This is a genomic window from [Enterobacter] lignolyticus SCF1 (assembly GCF_000164865.1).
Lineage (GTDB): Bacteria > Pseudomonadota > Gammaproteobacteria > Enterobacterales > Enterobacteriaceae > Enterobacter_B > Enterobacter_B lignolyticus.
This window is the reverse complement of record NC_014618.1, coordinates 3,215,296-3,230,350: the sequence shown is the minus strand read 5'-3', so window position 1 is coordinate 3,230,350 and position 15,055 is coordinate 3,215,296. Positions and strand designations below refer to the sequence as shown.

The following is a 15,055-nucleotide window of genomic DNA, read 5'->3' as shown; positions in this document are numbered from 1 at the left end:
ACTTCAGCTCCTTTGCGTTAAGCCCTGCAGCAGTAAATCGATATGACAGGTGATAACCTGAATAATGTGCTCCGCGTTGTCGTCGTCAAACGTCGTCCAGCCGGTGCGCAGCAAAATGGTTTCCCGACCCAGGCGAAAAGCGAGGATCTCGCCGAGGATAGCGTGGGTGTGCAGAATCATCCGGGTATCGTCGGGGTTTTGCCCGGTATAGGCGGCAATCAGCCGGGTCAGATAGCGGTGCAGCGGCGCGATCACCTGGCCGTGGATGAGCTGGTACGCGGACGTCGGCGACAGCTGCTCGCGGGAGATGAATTTGCTGAGATTGACCGTTTCATCCTGGGTGAGCAGCAGGATCATGCTGCGGCTGGCCTGCAAAATCAGCGCGCGGACGGCGGCGCGGTCGCTCGTTGGCTGCTGTAAAATCTCTTCCGCCTGTTGGGCCAGCGGCTGAAAGTTGCGGCCGATGAAATCGGCGATCCACTGGGCGCAGGCGAGGTACAGATCCTCTTTTGAGCCAAAATAGTAGGTGATGGCGGCGATGTTCTGCCCGGCCTGCGCGGCGATATCGCGCGTAGTCGCGTGAAGCCCGTATTCGCCAAACTGCGCGATGGCGGCGCTGATAAGCTGGCTCTTCGCCTGTTCGCCTTTGCTGGTGATCGGTGTCGTATTCATAGGGAGAACAGAATTAATCAATCGATTGATTAAGATTATGACCGAACGCGCAGCTTGTCCACCTCTGGCGGTAAAATGTTTTGTTGAGAAACAGCGGTGGGATATTTTATGCGGTCCGTCACAAAAACTGCTACACTCCGCTTCTTGCTGACATTGTGGTTTTTGTCCTTCTAATTGTAACTGTCACCCTGAAAACTACACCTGTCATGGTCGGGGCGGTTCGGAGTTGTTATGTCGTTTGATACCCTTGGCCTGAATCCTGAAATTCTGCGCGCCGTTGCTGAGCAGGGCTACCGCGAACCTACCCCTATTCAAAAGCAGGCGATCCCTGCCGTACTGGAAGGCCGTGACCTGATGGCCAGCGCCCAGACCGGCACCGGTAAAACCGCGGGCTTTACCCTGCCTCTGCTGCAGCGTCTGGTTCAGAACGAGCCGCATGCGAAAGGCCGTCGCCCGATCCGCGCGCTGATCCTCACCCCAACCCGCGAACTGGCGGCGCAGGTGGGCGAAAACGTGCGTGAGTACAGTAAATATCTCAACATCCGCTCGCTGGTGGTGTTTGGCGGCGTCAGCATCAACCCGCAGATGATGAAGCTGCGCGGCGGCGTGGATATTCTGGTGGCGACGCCGGGCCGTCTGCTGGATCTGGAGCATCAGAATGCCCTGAAGCTCGACAGCGTCGAGGTCCTGGTGCTGGACGAAGCCGACCGCATGCTGGATATGGGCTTCATTCACGATATCCGCCGCGTGCTGGCGAAGCTCCCGGCGAAGCGTCAGAACCTGCTGTTCTCCGCAACCTTCTCCGACGACATCAAAGCGCTTGCGGAAAAACTGCTGCGCAACCCGCTGGAAATCGAAGTTGCGCGCCGGAATACCGCCTCCGAGCAGGTGACGCAGCACGTTCACTTCGTGGACAAAAAGCGCAAGCGGGAGCTGCTGTCGCAGATGATCGGCGAGGGCAACTGGCAGCAGGTGCTGGTGTTCACCCGCACCAAGCACGGGGCCAACCATCTGGCGGAACAGCTGAATAAAGACGGCATCCGCAGCGCCGCCATCCACGGCAACAAGAGCCAGGGAGCGCGTACCCGCGCGCTGGCCGATTTTAAATCCGGCGATATCCGCGTGCTGGTCGCCACCGACATTGCCGCGCGCGGTCTGGATATTGAAGAGCTGCCGCACGTGGTGAACTACGAGCTGCCGAACGTGCCGGAAGACTACGTGCACCGTATCGGCCGTACCGGCCGCGCGGCGGCGACCGGCGAAGCGCTGTCGCTGGTGTGCGTCGATGAGCACAAGCTGCTGCGCGATATCGAACGCCTGCTGAAAAAAGAGATCCCGCGTATCGCCATTGCGGGCTATGAGCCGGACCCGAGCATCAAGGCCGAGCCGATTCAGAACGGTCGCCAGAGCCGCGGCGGCGGCGGCGGTCGCGGGCAGCAGCAGCCGCGTCGTAACGACGGTGGTCAGCAGCCGCGCCGTAGCGATAAACCGGCAGGCGGCGGCGAGCCGCGCAAATCCGGGGAAAACGCGTCGCGCCGTCGTCGTCCCCGCAAGCCGCAGGCAGCCCAGTAAACTGCGAGAATGGCCGCGAATGCGGCCATTTTTTTTGCGACTGGCGCAGTAAAATGCCAGAATAGTGGCTGTTTATACAGTATTCAGGTTTTTTCATGGCACTCACCGCCGCGCTGAAGGCGCAAATTGCGGCCTGGTATAAGGCGCTACAGGAACAGATCCCCGACTTCATTCCCCGTGCTCCGCAGCGGCAGATGATTGCCGATGTGGCGAAAACGCTCGCCGGGGAGGAGGGACGTCACCTGGCGATTGAAGCGCCGACCGGGGTAGGGAAAACGCTCTCCTATCTGATCCCCGGCATCGCCATTGCCCGTGAAGAACAAAAAACGCTGGTGGTCAGTACCGCCAACGTCGCGTTGCAGGATCAGATCTACAGTAAAGATCTGCCGCTGCTCAAAAAAATCATCCCCGATCTCCGCTTCACCGCCGCCTTTGGCCGCGGACGCTACGTTTGTCCGCGCAACCTGGCGGCGCTGGCCAGCAGCGAGCCGAACCAGCAGGATCTGCTGGCGTTTCTTGACGACGAGCTGACGCCGAATAGCCAGGAAGAGCAGAAGCGCTGCGCGAAGCTCAAGGCCGCCCTCGACGGCTATAAATGGGACGGGCTTCGCGATCACACCGATCTGGCGATTGACGACGATCTGTGGCGGCGGCTCAGCACCGACAAAGCCAGCTGCCTTAACCGCAACTGCCACTACTACCGCGAGTGTCCGTTTTTTGTCGCCCGGCGGGAAATCCAGGAGGCCGAAGTGGTCGTGGCGAACCACGCGCTGGTGATGGCGGCGCTTGAGAGCGAGGCGGTACTGCCGGAACCGAAAAACCTGCTGCTGGTGCTTGATGAAGGTCATCATCTGCCGGACGTCGCCCGCGATGCGCTGGAGATGAGCGCGGAAATCACCGCGCCCTGGTACCGCCTGCAACTGGACCTGTTCAGCAAGCTGGTGGCGACCTGCATGGAGCAGTTTCGGCCCAAAACCCTTCCGCCGCTGGCGGTGCCGGAGCGGCTTACGGAACACTGCGACGAGCTGTATGAGCTTATCGCGTCGCTGAATAACATCCTCAATCTCTATATGCCCGCCGCCCAGGAGGCGGAGCATCGCTTCGCGATGGGCGAGCTGCCTGACGAAGTGATGGTGATTTGCCAGCGTCTGGCGAAACTCACCGAGCAGCTGCGCGGCCTGGCGGAGCTGTTTCTCGGCGACCTTAGCGAGAAAACCGGCAGCCACGATATCGTGCGTCTGCACCGCGTGCTGCTGCAGATGAACCGGGCGCTGGGGATGTTTGAAGCCCAAAGCAAGCTGTGGCGGCTGGCGTCGATGGCGCAGGCCTCCGGCGCGCCGGTCAGCAAATGGGCGACCCGCGATAACCGCGACGGCCAGCCGCACGTCTGGTTTCACTGCGTCGGCATTCGCGTCAGCGATCAGCTGGAAAAACTGCTGTGGCGCAGCGTGCCGCACATCGTCGTCACCTCCGCCACGCTGCGCTCGCTGAACAGCTTTTCCCGCCTGCAGGAGCTGAGCGGGCTGAAAGAGAAAGCGGGCGATCGCTTCGTCGCGCTCGACTCGCCGTTTAACCACGTGGAGCAGGGCAAAATCGTCATCCCGCGGATGCGCTATGAGCCGCTGATTGACAACGAAGAGCAGCATATCGCCGAAATGGCGGCATTTTTCCGCCTGGCGCTGGCCGAGGAGCGGCACCGCGGCATGCTGGTGCTGTTTGCAAGCGGCAGAGCGATGCAGCGTTTCCTGGAGCATGTGACCGACCTGCGTCTGATGCTGCTGGTGCAGGGAGATCAGCCGCGCTACCGGCTGGTAGAGCTGCACCGCAAGCGGGTGGAGGGCGGCGAGCGCAGCGTGCTGGTCGGCCTGCAGTCGTTCGCGGAGGGGCTTGACCTGAAGGGCGAGCTGCTAAGCCAGGTGCATATCCATAAAATCGCCTTCCCGCCAATCGACAGCCCGGTGGTCATTACCGAAGGCGAGTGGCTGAAAAGCCTGAACCGCTATCCGTTTGAGGTGCAGAGCCTGCCGAGCGCGTCATTTAACCTGATTCAACAGGTCGGGCGCCTTATTCGCAGCCACGGCTGCTGGGGCGAGGTGGTTATCTATGACAGGCGGCTGTTGACCAAAAATTACGGTCAGCGTCTGCTTAACGCGCTGCCGGTTTTCCCGATTGAGCAGCCGGAGGCGCCGGAGGGGAAAACGCCGCCGGCGGCGAAAAAGACCGGGCGTCGGCGGGCCGCCCCGGCGAAAAAGCGCTAGGCTGTGTCCCGTAATTGCACGTGGATGGCGCTGGTGGTCATTTTTGTGCAGGACAAGGCACGAACGTTGAGGTTTGGTGGGCCAAATGCAACGTGAGTAACGCAGTTCTGCACAAAAAGGACCCCAGCCCTTCGGGACGCGTGCCAAACGCCCGTTCTCCGCGTTGTCGGATTTGGACATAGGCCCACTATGACCTGCATCCTCCGCCTTGATAACGGGCGTTTGGCTCAGCGTCGCCGCCACGGTCAATTGCGGGTCACAGCCTGGTTCACTGGTAGGTAAACGTCACCTGTACGGTGGCGCTAAACGTCCCGGCGGTGACCGGTTCGCTGGTGGCGTAATAGCGGGCGGAAAGCGGAAAATCGGCGGTGTGGTCGCTCTGGTTCACCAGCACGCTAAAGCTTGCCTGCGGCGCGAGCAATATTTTGTCCTGCCGGTCCGCAAGCTCCAGCGCCAGCCCGCCCGCTGTACCGGTATTAGCAAACTTATTGGGATGCTTGCCGTCGGCCTGGCCTTTGAACTGCGCGGTGGCCAGCGTGACGGTGGCGGGACACTGGGACAGCGTCAGGTCGAAATCCTTCCATTCGCCGGTATCGCCAATGCTGCTGAAATTGCTGGCGGAGTCCTGGCCGAGATCGACGGTGAGGCTCTGGCTGGCGCCGTCGACCGCGCAGGTGTTAGCGTAGATATTCCCCGTCATCTGTACGTCAATTGCGCTGGCTGATGCGCAAAGCAGCAGCGTACAAACCGTCAACATATTGCGTAAGATATTCATCTTATTGATAGGCCAGCGTCAGAGTGGCGACGCCGTTGGCCGGGCCCGGCGTCACGGTACCCGCGGTCTGGTAGTAGCGCGCGGTAAATGGAATCTGCAGCATCTGGTTGCTGTAGGCAAGACCTGCCGTTTTCTCGTACCGATCAAACGTGGCAACCATGCCGTCAAACGTCATCTCAATCCCCACTCCGCCTGCCGCGCCGTTTTCCGGCGTCAGCTTGACGACGCCGGGATAGCTGCTTTCATAGCCGTTGGCGCTGGAGATCATCACCTCCGGCTGGACGGTATCATTACACAATAGACTGATATCAAATTCCTTTGCCGCGGTGGTGGCGCCAACGTGGGTGAAGTCGCTTACCGGGAAGTCGCCGAGCGTGATGCTCAGGCTTTGCGGGGTGACGGCGCAGGTTACCTGGCTGAACGTGACGTTCCCCGCGTAAGAAACATGGTTCGGCGAGCCGATGCCTTCATGATCAAATACGCCGAGGCCAAATACCGTTTGCGCCTGATCTAACGCGCCGCTCCCCACCTGTGCCGATGTTTTTACCAGCGCCAGCGTTAGCGTAAAGTTGAAGCTTTTGGCGCCGTCCGTGGAGATATAACCTAATGGCGTACCGCGCGTATCGCATTTGATCCCGCTGCCGCGGATACGCTGGCCCTGAGCGTTAATCAGCGTAATACCGATACCCGCCACGCCGGTGTCATACACCCCAGGAAACCCCGCGCTTTCGGCGCCGGAGCCATAATAGCAGGCGATGACCGGCAATCCGTCGTCGGCGCTATCGCACGAACCATGCACCGTCACGGTCTGTTCGGTGCCCGGGATGGTGCTGCCGGGGGCGAGCAGGCTGGAAACCCGAATATCGGGGAGCTGGATCTGAGAGGGAATATTGGGCGATGTACAGCTCGCCCGGGCCTGCGGCATAAGCAGCCAGCTTGCGCATAGCACGATGAGCATACTGAGCAATTTTACGATCTTCATGGGTCACTCTCATTAGCGGCACAGTGCCGACAGGTTGATTATCTGGTTGCGCACGGTTGACGGCAGCGAGTATTCCGCCGTGCAGCGGCTGCGGCTGTCGGTCCCCCAGTTCGCCGTCAGGTGACCGTGGGGAGGAAGGCCGGTGATATAGGCCTGCCCGTCGTCGCCGACGATAAACTCGCTGTCCCGGTCGTCGGTGGTGACGGTCGCGCCAAAGGGCAGCGGCGTGCCGTTGCGGGTCAGGCGAATAAGCACCCGGTTGCCGATGCGCGGGTGGAAGCGGGCGCGAACCACCGCGCCCCGGGTGGGGGTGACAATCTGGTCGGCCTGGGTCACATCGACGTCGTCCGGCAGCGTTTCGGTATCCAGCGCGATGGTGGTATGACGCCAGGCGCTGACGTAGGGTACGACGGTATAGCCGCGGAAATCCGTCGCCACGCCGGTCTGGTTGGCGATGTGCGTACCGTGCGTGCCGGGCGCCTGCACCAGCGCAATGGTTTCGCCAAGCGGTTGACTCAACGTGACGCCGTGAGCGTGCACCACTACGCCGCCCTGCAGGCCGTAGTTGATGCTGCGCTGATAGCCGTCCCGGCTGTAGCCTGCGTTCACTTCGCCATAGGTGCCCTTGTAGTCGGCGTTCAGGTTCGTGGTGTTGCCCGCTCCGCTGTGGCTTATTCCCTGCTGAACGCTCCAGTTCAGGTTGTTGTCGCGCAGCGCGGTGCCGCTCAGGCCGATGTTCTGTGTGGTGCCGCTTTTACCATTATTCAGGCTATAGCTCGCCCAGGTTTTCGGCATCCACTGGTCGAGCGGTATGGAAACGTTAAGCGCCAGGACGCGATCGTCGCCGCTGCTGTCGTTATCCTCTGCGGTATTTTTATTGACGCTGTAGTTCACGCTGTAGCTGATGTTGTGCCAGCTGTTGTTGTAGCTAAAGGCGACCGAGGTCATCGGCGGCGAGCCGTCCCAGTAGCGCTCTTTCACCAGGCTCAGGGTCAGGGTTCCCCATTTGTCCCCCAGCGTCTGATCGATAGTCGCTTCTGAACGGGAGCGGCGCTGCGGCGGCGCCGACGCGTCGTTGCTATGGGTCCATGAGTCGAGGGTGTCGCCGAGGGTATAGAACCCCTGGCTGTTGTAGCGGTAGCCTGCCAGCGAGAGGTTGGTCCCGGTGGTGGCGATATCTTTGCTGTAGCGCGCCCGCCAGGCGTTCCCTCTGCTGCTGCGGCGGTTTTTTAGCAGCGCGCGGGCGCGGGTGACGTCCACGGAGAATGCCCCTAATCCGCCGAAATTCTTGCCCACGCCGAGCGCCTGCGACTGATAATGCTGGCTCTGCTGGAAGCCGCCGTAGGCGGTAAAGCCCCTGGACAGGCCGTAAATGACGCTGCTTTGCATAAAGGGCGCCTGTTCAACGCTGTCGTCATAGGCGCGATAGCGGCCTGCGGCTATCTGGTACTTCAGGTGTCCTTCACGCTGTAAAACCGGGACGGAAGCATAAGGCACCACGAAATGCTGCTCGCTGCCGTCGGTCTCCTTCACCGTGACGTTGAGGTCGCCGCTGCCGCCGGTCGGGTAGAGATCGTTAATCTCAAACGCGCCGGGGGCGATGGTATTCTGGTAGATGATATAGCCATTTTGTCGCACCACCACCTGCGCGTTACTGTGCGCGATGCCGCGTACGATGGGGGCATAGCCTTTTTCACTGTCCGGCAGCATATCGTCATCGGAAGCCATCGCGGCGCCGGTGTAGGGGACGCTGTCAAAAACGTCGGCAGGGGTGCTGCTCTGGCCAAGCGTAAGCTGGCTTTTCAGCGTAATAATGTCGCGCCGGGCGTAGGTGTAAACCGAGGAGAAATCGCTCTGGCTGCTGTTGCCGCTGGTGGTGCGGCTCCAGGTCGAATAGTTACGCAGCCGCCATGCGCCAATATTGAGCCCCGGGCGCAGGTTGACGTACTGGCTGCTGCTCTGCGCTATACCGGCCTGCAGGGCATGGCTGCGGCTTACGCTGACGCTATAGTTAAGCAGGCCGGCGTTGATTCCCTCGTCGAACTCTTCGGGAGGGATATAGCCGCGCGGGATCTGCCCGAGCGCCGACTGCGGGATACTCAACAGAAGCTGCTGCTCGCTGACGCGGAACGTGGCCGTGGCATTGGGGATCGCCTGCAGAGAGGCGCACCGGCCGCCGCGCGCCAGCGCCGGAAACTTCTCCGTCAGGACGCCAAGCTGCTTCAGGCGGTCGACGGAAAAGCAGGGCTGTAGCGATGAGTGACCATCGCCGGAGGCGACGAGCTTAAAATCAACCTGCAGGCTGTCTGTTTTTTTGTTATTGATAAACAGCGTGACACGATATTTACCCGGCGCCTGCCCCGGGCCGTTTTCGTAAACAGATAAATCGGTTTTGCTCTGACCCGGGGTATCAATATCCAGCAATGCGGGGTTGAAATAATCAGCCGCCCACGCCCGCGCGCCCGACAGCAGGGCTATCAGGCATAAAATCGCGGGCAGGAGAGAACGGGGTTTCAGCAACCGTTGAGGGTTAGCGATACGCATGATTATCTCAACAATTTTCTATGTTACGGCGTGCGATTAGTGCAGCGACGAGCTCCAGGTTTTACTGACGCTGCCGTAATCGGTAATTACCGACCAGGATACGCGGGAGCCGGAAATAGAAGAGGGCAGGGCAAACTGCGTTTCCCCCTTTGGCTTAGCCCAGGTGATGCCGCTGAGGTTTTTGCCATTCACGGCAATGGTCTGGAAGTTCATATAAAAGGGCGTAGGGTTATCGACGATCAGCATCCGGCCCTGCTGACGCCACGTCAGCCTGTGGGCCTCATCTTCCGGCTTTCCTATGACGCTCTGCGGGCGGAAAATGAGCTTGATTCGGGTTTTAATCGCAATTTGCAGCGTATTCACGCCTGCCTGACGCGTGGAGGATGGAATCGCTTTAACATTCAGCCAGAATAAGGACTCGCGGTCGGTCGGCAGGTTGCCGCCGGTGCGCACCACGCGCAGGGTGTTTTGCTGGCGGGCATCAAGGCGAAACAGCGGCGGCGTGACCAGAAACGGCGGCTTAGCGGCGCTATTATCGCTGCTGTCGGTCCAGGACTGAATAAGATAGTCCAGCGAATCTGGGTTTGTTATGCCAATGGACGCTTCTTTTTTTTCTCCCTGATAAACCAGACGGGTCCCCCCAATAATAACGCCTGCGTGTGCGGTCGCTGCTGCCAGTAAAAGCGATGTCAGAAGTAAACCGTGTCGCATAATAATTTCTCCAAAAAAGGAAGATATTAATCAGGGGTAATGATTAATATCTTCAGGTTAATATTCAGTTATAAACAACGGTAAATGTCGATACCGCGTTTGCCGGACCTGCGCTAATAGTGGACTGGGTTTGAATATAGCGGGCGGCAAATTCGAGATTATTGGTCGCGGTGCCTGACTGTAGCGTATAGGGCTGCGATGCGGTGTAGAGACTCAGCGGCTGCTGCGACGAGTCCAGCAGCTGAATACCGACGCCTGCCGCCACGCCGGTCCCGGCGGTGAGCGCCAGCACGTTATTGTTATCCGTATCCGGCGTACCGCCGAAGGTGATAGCCGCCGTACTGACGGTCTCAGGACAGTTTTTTAACTGGATGGCGAATTGGGTCGTGTCGGCCGTTGAACCAATACCGCTAAATGCGGTTTTAGAGACCTTACCTAAATTCACATTCAGCGGATTGCTCAGGTTATTAACCACTTCGCAGGCGGAATCGAGAATTTCGCCGGTAAAATTAACCTGGCCTTCGCCGTTGGTTGCTGCGAATACCGAAACGGAGCCGCATAATGATGAGGCGATCAATGCGCCAATGACTATTTTTTTCATACAAGTACCTTGCAACTATTCCATTGAACTATGACATCCATGAGAGAAACTCAATCCGCTGACTATTTAAGCAAACCCGGGAATAGAGATAATCTGTTTTGCAGATCATTAGTAATAGAATTAAGGCTTGCAAAAAAAAATTATACTGAATACAGGTGGATATATTTTAATCAGCGGCGGGCAGGGGCAAAAAAGTCATCCGCAGCCGATTCATCGGCGTTATAGTGTTTACAGGAAGTCAGAAGGAGACATCGTGTGGATTACCGCAAAATCATCAAAGAAATCGGTCGGGGAAAAAATCATGCCCGGGATCTGGATTTCGACACTGCCCGTGGCCTCTACGCGCGAATGCTTGAGGGCGATGTACCGGATCTTGAGATGGGCGGTATCCTGATTGCCCTGCGTATTAAGGGGGAAGGCGAGGCGGAAATGCGGGGCTTTTACGAGGCCATGCAGCACCACGTTATGCGCCTGACGCCGCCGCCGGGGAAGCCGATGCCGGTCGTGATCCCCAGCTATAACGGCGCGCGCAGGCAGGCCAACCTGACGCCGCTGCTGGCGATGCTGCTGCATAAGCTCGGCTTTCCGGTGATAGTCCATGGCGTCAGTGAGGACCCGACCCGCGTGCTGACCGAAACCGTGTTTGGGCTGCTGGGCGTTGAGGCGACGCGCCACGCCGGGCAGGCGCAGGCGAAGCTTGACGGCCATCAACCGGTGTACGTGCCGGTAGGGGCGCTGTGCCCGCCGCTGGAAAAGCAGCTGGCGCACCGCTGGCAGATGGGGGTGCGCAACAGCGCCCATACGCTGGCGAAGCTGGCGACGCCGTTTGCTGAAGATGCCGCCCTCCGGCTGGCCAGCGTGTCGCATCCGGAGTACCTCCCGCGGGTGGCGAAATTCTTTGCCGATATCGGCGGCAGGGCGCTGCTGATGCATGGCACCGAAGGCGAGGTTTACGCTAACCCGTCGCGCTGTCCGCAGATCAATCTGATCGACGCCACCGGAGAGCGCGTGCTGTTTGTCCGCCAGCAGGAAGATCAAAACGCCGTGCTGCCGGAATCGAAAGATCCGCTGCTGACGGCGAAGTGGATTGAGCGCTGCGTAGCTGGCGTTGAGCCGGTTCCGGCGTCGCTGAAAATCCAGCTGGCCTGCTGTCTGGTCGCCGCGGGCGAGGCCCCGACGGTGAGCGCGGGGCTGGAACGCGTGGCCGAGTGCTGGTAACGCGATAAGATAATGCGGCCGCTGTCGCAGGCCGCACAGACCTTAGCGTTCGATTTCCAGCGAGGTGAAGCAGAAACCGCGGCTGTCAAAAAGCCCCTTGCTGGTGAGCTTAAGCTCCGGGATCACCGGCAGCGACAGGAACGCCATCTGGATAAACGGCTCATCAAGCGTAATGCCGCACTCCCGGCAGGCCGCTTTCAAATCGCCAATTTGTCGGGCCAGCGTATCCGCGGACTGGTCGCTCATCAGCCCGGCGACGGGCAACGGCAGATGGCTGACGACCTCCCCGCCGCGCGCGACGCAAAGCCCGCCGCCGTCGTTAATCACCTGATTGACCGCCAGCGCCATCTCCTCGGGACTGCGGCCTGTCACCACGATATTGTGGCTGTCATGGCTGACGGTGGCGGCCACGGCGCCGTGGCGCAGGCCAAAACCGCGCAGCAGGCCGCAGGCCGCGGGGAGCTGGCGCCCGTAGCGTTCAAGCACGGCGATAAAACAGATATCGTTGTCCATCAGCCCCTGCGGCGTGTGGACATATTCCGAGGCCGGGGTAATAAGCTCGCCGGGGATAATATTCATCACCCGGTAGCGACGGCCCGGCGTCAGCGCAAAAGGGAAATCGGCCGCGCTGACCGGACGTCGGGAGACGGTATTGCCGTAGGGCGGCTGGCTGCGCTGCAGCCTGTTGCGTTCATCGGCCTGGAGCGCGGGCAGCGAAAGCGGCTCGCCTTTGATAAATACCTGCTGGATATCGACGTTGCGGACGTCGCGCAGCAGCACAATATCCGCCTGCTTGCCCGGCGCCAGCAGCCCAAGATGTTTCAGCCCAAAATGGCGGGCAGGGGACCAGCTGGCGAGTCGCCAGGCGACGTGGACCGGCACGTTGTGACGGTTGATGAGCTTGCGTACCAGCGCATCGATATGCCCTTCATGAGCAATCTCCCACGGGTTTCTGTCGTCGGTGCACAGCATGCACTGGGGGCTGTTCATCGCGGTTATCAGCGGCGCCAGGGTGTCGAGATTGCGGGCGGCGGAGCCTTCGCGGATCATCAGCGCCATGCCCGCGCGCAGCTTTTCGCGCCCCTCCTGGAGAGTCCAGGCTTCGTGGCAGTTTTCGATACCGGCGGCAATGTAGGCGCCGAGCTCCTTACCGCTGAGCCCCGGGCAGTGGCCGTCAAGCGTAAGGTGGCGAAAGGCATCCAGCTTATCCAGCAGATCGGGATTGCCGGCGATGACGCCCGGGTAGTCCATTACCTCCGCAAGCCCGGTTACGTGCGGGTGATCGCGCCATTTCAGCATGGCGGCCAGCGGAAACTCCGCGCCGTTGACGTCGCTGCCGCTCAGCGCCGGTACGCAGGAGCTGATCTGAATGTACTGATTCTGCCGCGCCTGCTCCGCGCAGCGGATGAACCACGCAAGCCCCTCTTCGCCCATGACGTTGACGATTTCGTGCGGGTCGCAGATGAGGGTCGTTAGCCCGTGCGGCAGCGTGGCGGTCTCGAAAGTCACCGGCGTCATCATGCTGGATTCAATATGCAGGTGGGCGTCGATAAACCCCGGCGCGGCGACGGCACCGGCGGCATCCACGCGATGTCTGGCCTGCGCATCGGACCACGCAGGCCCAATACCGGCGATATGCCGACCCTTAATGACAATAGGGCCCGGGATCTCCTCTCCGTTGATGACATCGAGGACGGTGACATTATCAATAATATAATCAGCGATAGCCTCACCGCGCGCGACAGCCAGTAATTCAAGATACTGCTTTCGGCTAATATCATGATATTTTACATTAATGTTTTCATCCATATTTTTCTCATTTTGATTTTATCAAATTGATTCTGTCATTATCGTCTTTATTATTTTTAGTGTAATGTCGGGGCATCGTTCATGATGTGATAAAACTCACTGAACTGATTGATGAATATACTTTAAAAGTAGGCGAGATTTATGGTTCTGGACGTGTCTCTTTATATGGATGGCAAAAATGAATAGTAACCTTGCTGAAAGTAAAAGTGATGGCACAGACTTTTTTAAGCTCAGCCAGCACGGTACGACGATACGCACTGAGGTCATCGCGGGAATGACGACCTTTCTGACGATGGTATACATCGTTTTCGTTAACCCACAGATTCTCGGCGCGGCGCATATGGATGCAAAAGTGGTGTTTGTCACCACCTGCCTGATAGCCGGTATCGGCAGTATTGCCATGGGGATGCTGGCGAACCTGCCCGTCGCCCTGGCCCCGGCGATGGGGCTTAACGCCTTTTTTGCCTTTGTCGTCGTCGGGGCGATGGGGATTAGCTGGCAGACCGGCATGGGCGCTATTTTTTGGGGGGCGGTCGGGCTGTTTTTATTAACCCTGTTCCGGATACGCTACTGGATGATCTCTAATATTCCGATAAGCCTGCGAATCGGTATTACCAGCGGCATTGGTTTATTTATTGCGATGATGGGGCTGAAAAATGCGGGGGTTATCGTTGCGAATAAGGATACGTTAGTGGCGATTGGCGATTTGACATCGCACAGCGTATTATTAGGTATCGCCGGGTTCTTTATTATCGCAGTATTATCCTCGCGCCATTTCCATGCCTCGGTGCTGGTTTCTATTGTCGTTACGTCACTTGCTGGGCTTTATTTTGGCGACGTTAAGTTTAGCGGAGTTTATTCGACGCCGCCGAACGTCTTTAGCGTGATTGGCGAAGTCGATATCTCCGGCGCGCTGTCGCTCAATTTAGCCGGGATTATTTTCTCCTTTATGCTGATAAATTTATTTGATTCATCAGGAACGCTCATTGGCGTGGCGGATAAAGCGGGATTGATCGATCGGGAAGGGCGCTTTCCGAACATGCATAAGGCGCTGTATGTCGACAGCCTGAGCTCGGTTGCCGGAGCATTTATCGGTACGTCGTCAGTGACGGCCTATATCGAGAGCACCTCCGGCGTGTCCGTTGGCGGGCGTACGGGCTTAACGGCGGTGGTCGTGGGGCTGCTGTTTTTGCTGGTGATGTTTTTCTCGCCGCTGGCGGAAATGGTGCCCGGCTATGCGACCGCAGGCGCACTGGTCTTTGTCGGGGTATTAATGACCGCGAGCCTGGCCCGCGTTGACTGGCAGGATTTTACCGAGTCGGTCCCCACCTTTATCACCGCGGTGATGATGCCGTTTACCTTCTCCATTACCGAGGGGATCGCGCTGGGATTTATGAGCTACTGCGTCATGAAGGTGTTTACCGGGCGCTGGCGGGAGCTGAACCTGTGCGTGGTCGTAGTGGCGCTGCTGTTTGTGCTGAAAATCGCGTTTGTTGATTAAAAAAAAGCCCGTCCAGCGGCGGACGGGCAAACAAAGGGCAATAAACAGGGTCAATGAGGGTAGTTCTGTCGTGGCAATTACTTATAGATAACCGCAGTACCGCTGATTTTGTTGTTGGTGTTGGCAGAGGTAATGCTGTAGCCGGTCGCGCCCGCGGCAGCCGCTTTCTCAGCAAGCTGCGCTTCCAGGCCGTCGAGGGTGCTCGCGCCTTCAGCGGAAACGGTACCGATTTTGTTCATGTCCTGAGCCTGAGACGGGGAGACCGGCTGGGCGGCAAATACGCCGAATGACAGGGCGGACAGGGTGATGGCGATAGCAGTAGCGTTAATCGTTTTCATGGTTAATCTCTCGCAGGTTATTTTGTAGGGGACGTTTTCCGTCGATGTGATGAGTATCACGTTTTTCTGCGGCA

12 protein-coding genes are annotated in these 15,055 nt (G+C 58.9%); 4 read left to right on the top strand and 8 right to left on the bottom strand.

The genetic code is table 11. The features are described 5' to 3' along the window. Positions 1 to 3 precede the first annotated feature (3 nt). A complete protein-coding gene (gene cecR / locus ENTCL_RS15045; protein ID WP_013367005.1) occupies positions 4 to 672 on the bottom strand; it encodes a transcriptional regulator CecR in 669 nt (222 codons plus the stop codon). Between the two features lie 231 nt (positions 673 to 903). On the opposite strand from cecR, the gene rhlE reads away from it, so the two are divergent. Beyond that, positions 904 to 2,244, top strand: coding sequence for an ATP-dependent RNA helicase RhlE (gene rhlE / locus ENTCL_RS15040; RefSeq protein WP_013367004.1), 1,341 nt, complete (start codon positions 904 to 906; stop codon positions 2,242 to 2,244). Positions 2,245 to 2,339: 95 nt separating this feature from the next. Next, entirely contained in the window at positions 2,340 to 4,502 is a 2,163-nt protein-coding gene (gene dinG, locus ENTCL_RS15035) for an ATP-dependent DNA helicase DinG (protein WP_013367003.1), read from the top strand. A 268-nt stretch (positions 4,503 to 4,770) separates the two neighbouring features. Here dinG and ENTCL_RS15030 read toward each other — a convergent pair whose 3' ends face one another. The 5 genes from ENTCL_RS15030 to ENTCL_RS15010 form a co-directional block, all read right to left on the bottom strand. Continuing rightward, complete coding sequence (locus ENTCL_RS15030) at positions 4,771 to 5,259, bottom strand: fimbrial protein (protein WP_013367002.1); 489 nt, start codon at positions 5,257 to 5,259, stop codon at positions 4,771 to 4,773. A 19-nt stretch (positions 5,260 to 5,278) separates the two neighbouring features. Next, on the bottom strand, positions 5,279 to 6,259 hold the full coding sequence (locus ENTCL_RS15025; RefSeq protein ID WP_013367001.1) for a fimbrial protein: 981 nt from the start codon (positions 6,257 to 6,259) through the stop codon (positions 5,279 to 5,281). 12 nt (positions 6,260 to 6,271) lie between these two features. After that, the gene (locus tag ENTCL_RS15020; protein WP_013367000.1) at positions 6,272 to 8,803 is read right to left on the bottom strand and encodes a fimbria/pilus outer membrane usher protein; all 2,532 of its coding nucleotides are present in this window, start codon (positions 8,801 to 8,803) and stop codon (positions 6,272 to 6,274) included. A 36-nt stretch (positions 8,804 to 8,839) separates the two neighbouring features. Next, complete coding sequence (locus ENTCL_RS15015; RefSeq protein WP_013366999.1) at positions 8,840 to 9,514, bottom strand: fimbrial biogenesis chaperone; 675 nt, start codon at positions 9,512 to 9,514, stop codon at positions 8,840 to 8,842. 64 nt (positions 9,515 to 9,578) lie between these two features. Next, positions 9,579 to 10,115 (bottom strand): fimbrial protein, encoded by a 537-nt coding sequence (locus ENTCL_RS15010; protein WP_013366998.1) that lies wholly within the window; start codon positions 10,113 to 10,115, stop codon positions 9,579 to 9,581. 255 nt (positions 10,116 to 10,370) lie between these two features. On the opposite strand from ENTCL_RS15010, the gene ybiB reads away from it, so the two are divergent. After that, positions 10,371 to 11,333, top strand: coding sequence for a DNA-binding protein YbiB (gene ybiB, locus ENTCL_RS15005; protein WP_013366997.1), 963 nt, complete (start codon positions 10,371 to 10,373; stop codon positions 11,331 to 11,333). Between the two features lie 42 nt (positions 11,334 to 11,375). Here the strand turns inward: ybiB and adeD are convergent, their stop codons facing one another. Next, the gene (gene adeD / locus ENTCL_RS15000) at positions 11,376 to 13,142 is read right to left on the bottom strand and encodes an adenine deaminase (RefSeq protein WP_013366996.1); all 1,767 of its coding nucleotides are present in this window, start codon (positions 13,140 to 13,142) and stop codon (positions 11,376 to 11,378) included. 178 nt (positions 13,143 to 13,320) lie between these two features. Between adeD and ENTCL_RS14995 the strand changes: the two genes are divergently transcribed. Beyond that, positions 13,321 to 14,643 (top strand): NCS2 family permease, encoded by a 1,323-nt coding sequence (locus tag ENTCL_RS14995; protein WP_013366995.1) that lies wholly within the window; start codon positions 13,321 to 13,323, stop codon positions 14,641 to 14,643. A 77-nt stretch (positions 14,644 to 14,720) separates the two neighbouring features. Here the strand turns inward: ENTCL_RS14995 and ybiJ are convergent, their stop codons facing one another. After that, positions 14,721 to 14,981, bottom strand: a complete 261-nt coding sequence (gene ybiJ / locus ENTCL_RS14990) for a DUF1471 family protein YbiJ (protein WP_013366994.1) — start codon at positions 14,979 to 14,981, stop codon at positions 14,721 to 14,723. Positions 14,982 to 15,055 lie beyond the last annotated feature (74 nt).

What these genes read in the sequence shown, in the direction of transcription:
- cecR (WP_013367005.1), bottom strand. Translation starts at nt 672, where the DNA reads ATGAATACGACACCGATCACCAGCAAAGGCGAACAGGCGAAGAGCCAG.
- rhlE (WP_013367004.1), top strand. Translation starts at nt 904, where the DNA reads ATGTCGTTTGATACCCTTGGCCTGAATCCTGAAATTCTGCGCGCCGTT.
- dinG (WP_013367003.1), top strand. Translation starts at nt 2,340, where the DNA reads ATGGCACTCACCGCCGCGCTGAAGGCGCAAATTGCGGCCTGGTATAAG.
- ENTCL_RS15030 (WP_013367002.1), bottom strand. Translation starts at nt 5,259, where the DNA reads ATGTTGACGGTTTGTACGCTGCTGCTTTGCGCATCAGCCAGCGCAATT.
- ENTCL_RS15025 (WP_013367001.1), bottom strand. Translation starts at nt 6,259, where the DNA reads ATGAAGATCGTAAAATTGCTCAGTATGCTCATCGTGCTATGCGCAAGC.
- ENTCL_RS15020 (WP_013367000.1), bottom strand. Translation starts at nt 8,803, where the DNA reads ATGCGTATCGCTAACCCTCAACGGTTGCTGAAACCCCGTTCTCTCCTG.
- ENTCL_RS15015 (WP_013366999.1), bottom strand. Translation starts at nt 9,514, where the DNA reads ATGCGACACGGTTTACTTCTGACATCGCTTTTACTGGCAGCAGCGACC.
- ENTCL_RS15010 (WP_013366998.1), bottom strand. Translation starts at nt 10,115, where the DNA reads ATGAAAAAAATAGTCATTGGCGCATTGATCGCCTCATCATTATGCGGC.
- adeD (WP_013366996.1), bottom strand. Translation starts at nt 13,142, where the DNA reads ATGGATGAAAACATTAATGTAAAATATCATGATATTAGCCGAAAGCAG.
- ENTCL_RS14995 (WP_013366995.1), top strand. Translation starts at nt 13,321, where the DNA reads ATGAATAGTAACCTTGCTGAAAGTAAAAGTGATGGCACAGACTTTTTT.
- ybiJ (WP_013366994.1), bottom strand. Translation starts at nt 14,981, where the DNA reads ATGAAAACGATTAACGCTACTGCTATCGCCATCACCCTGTCCGCCCTG.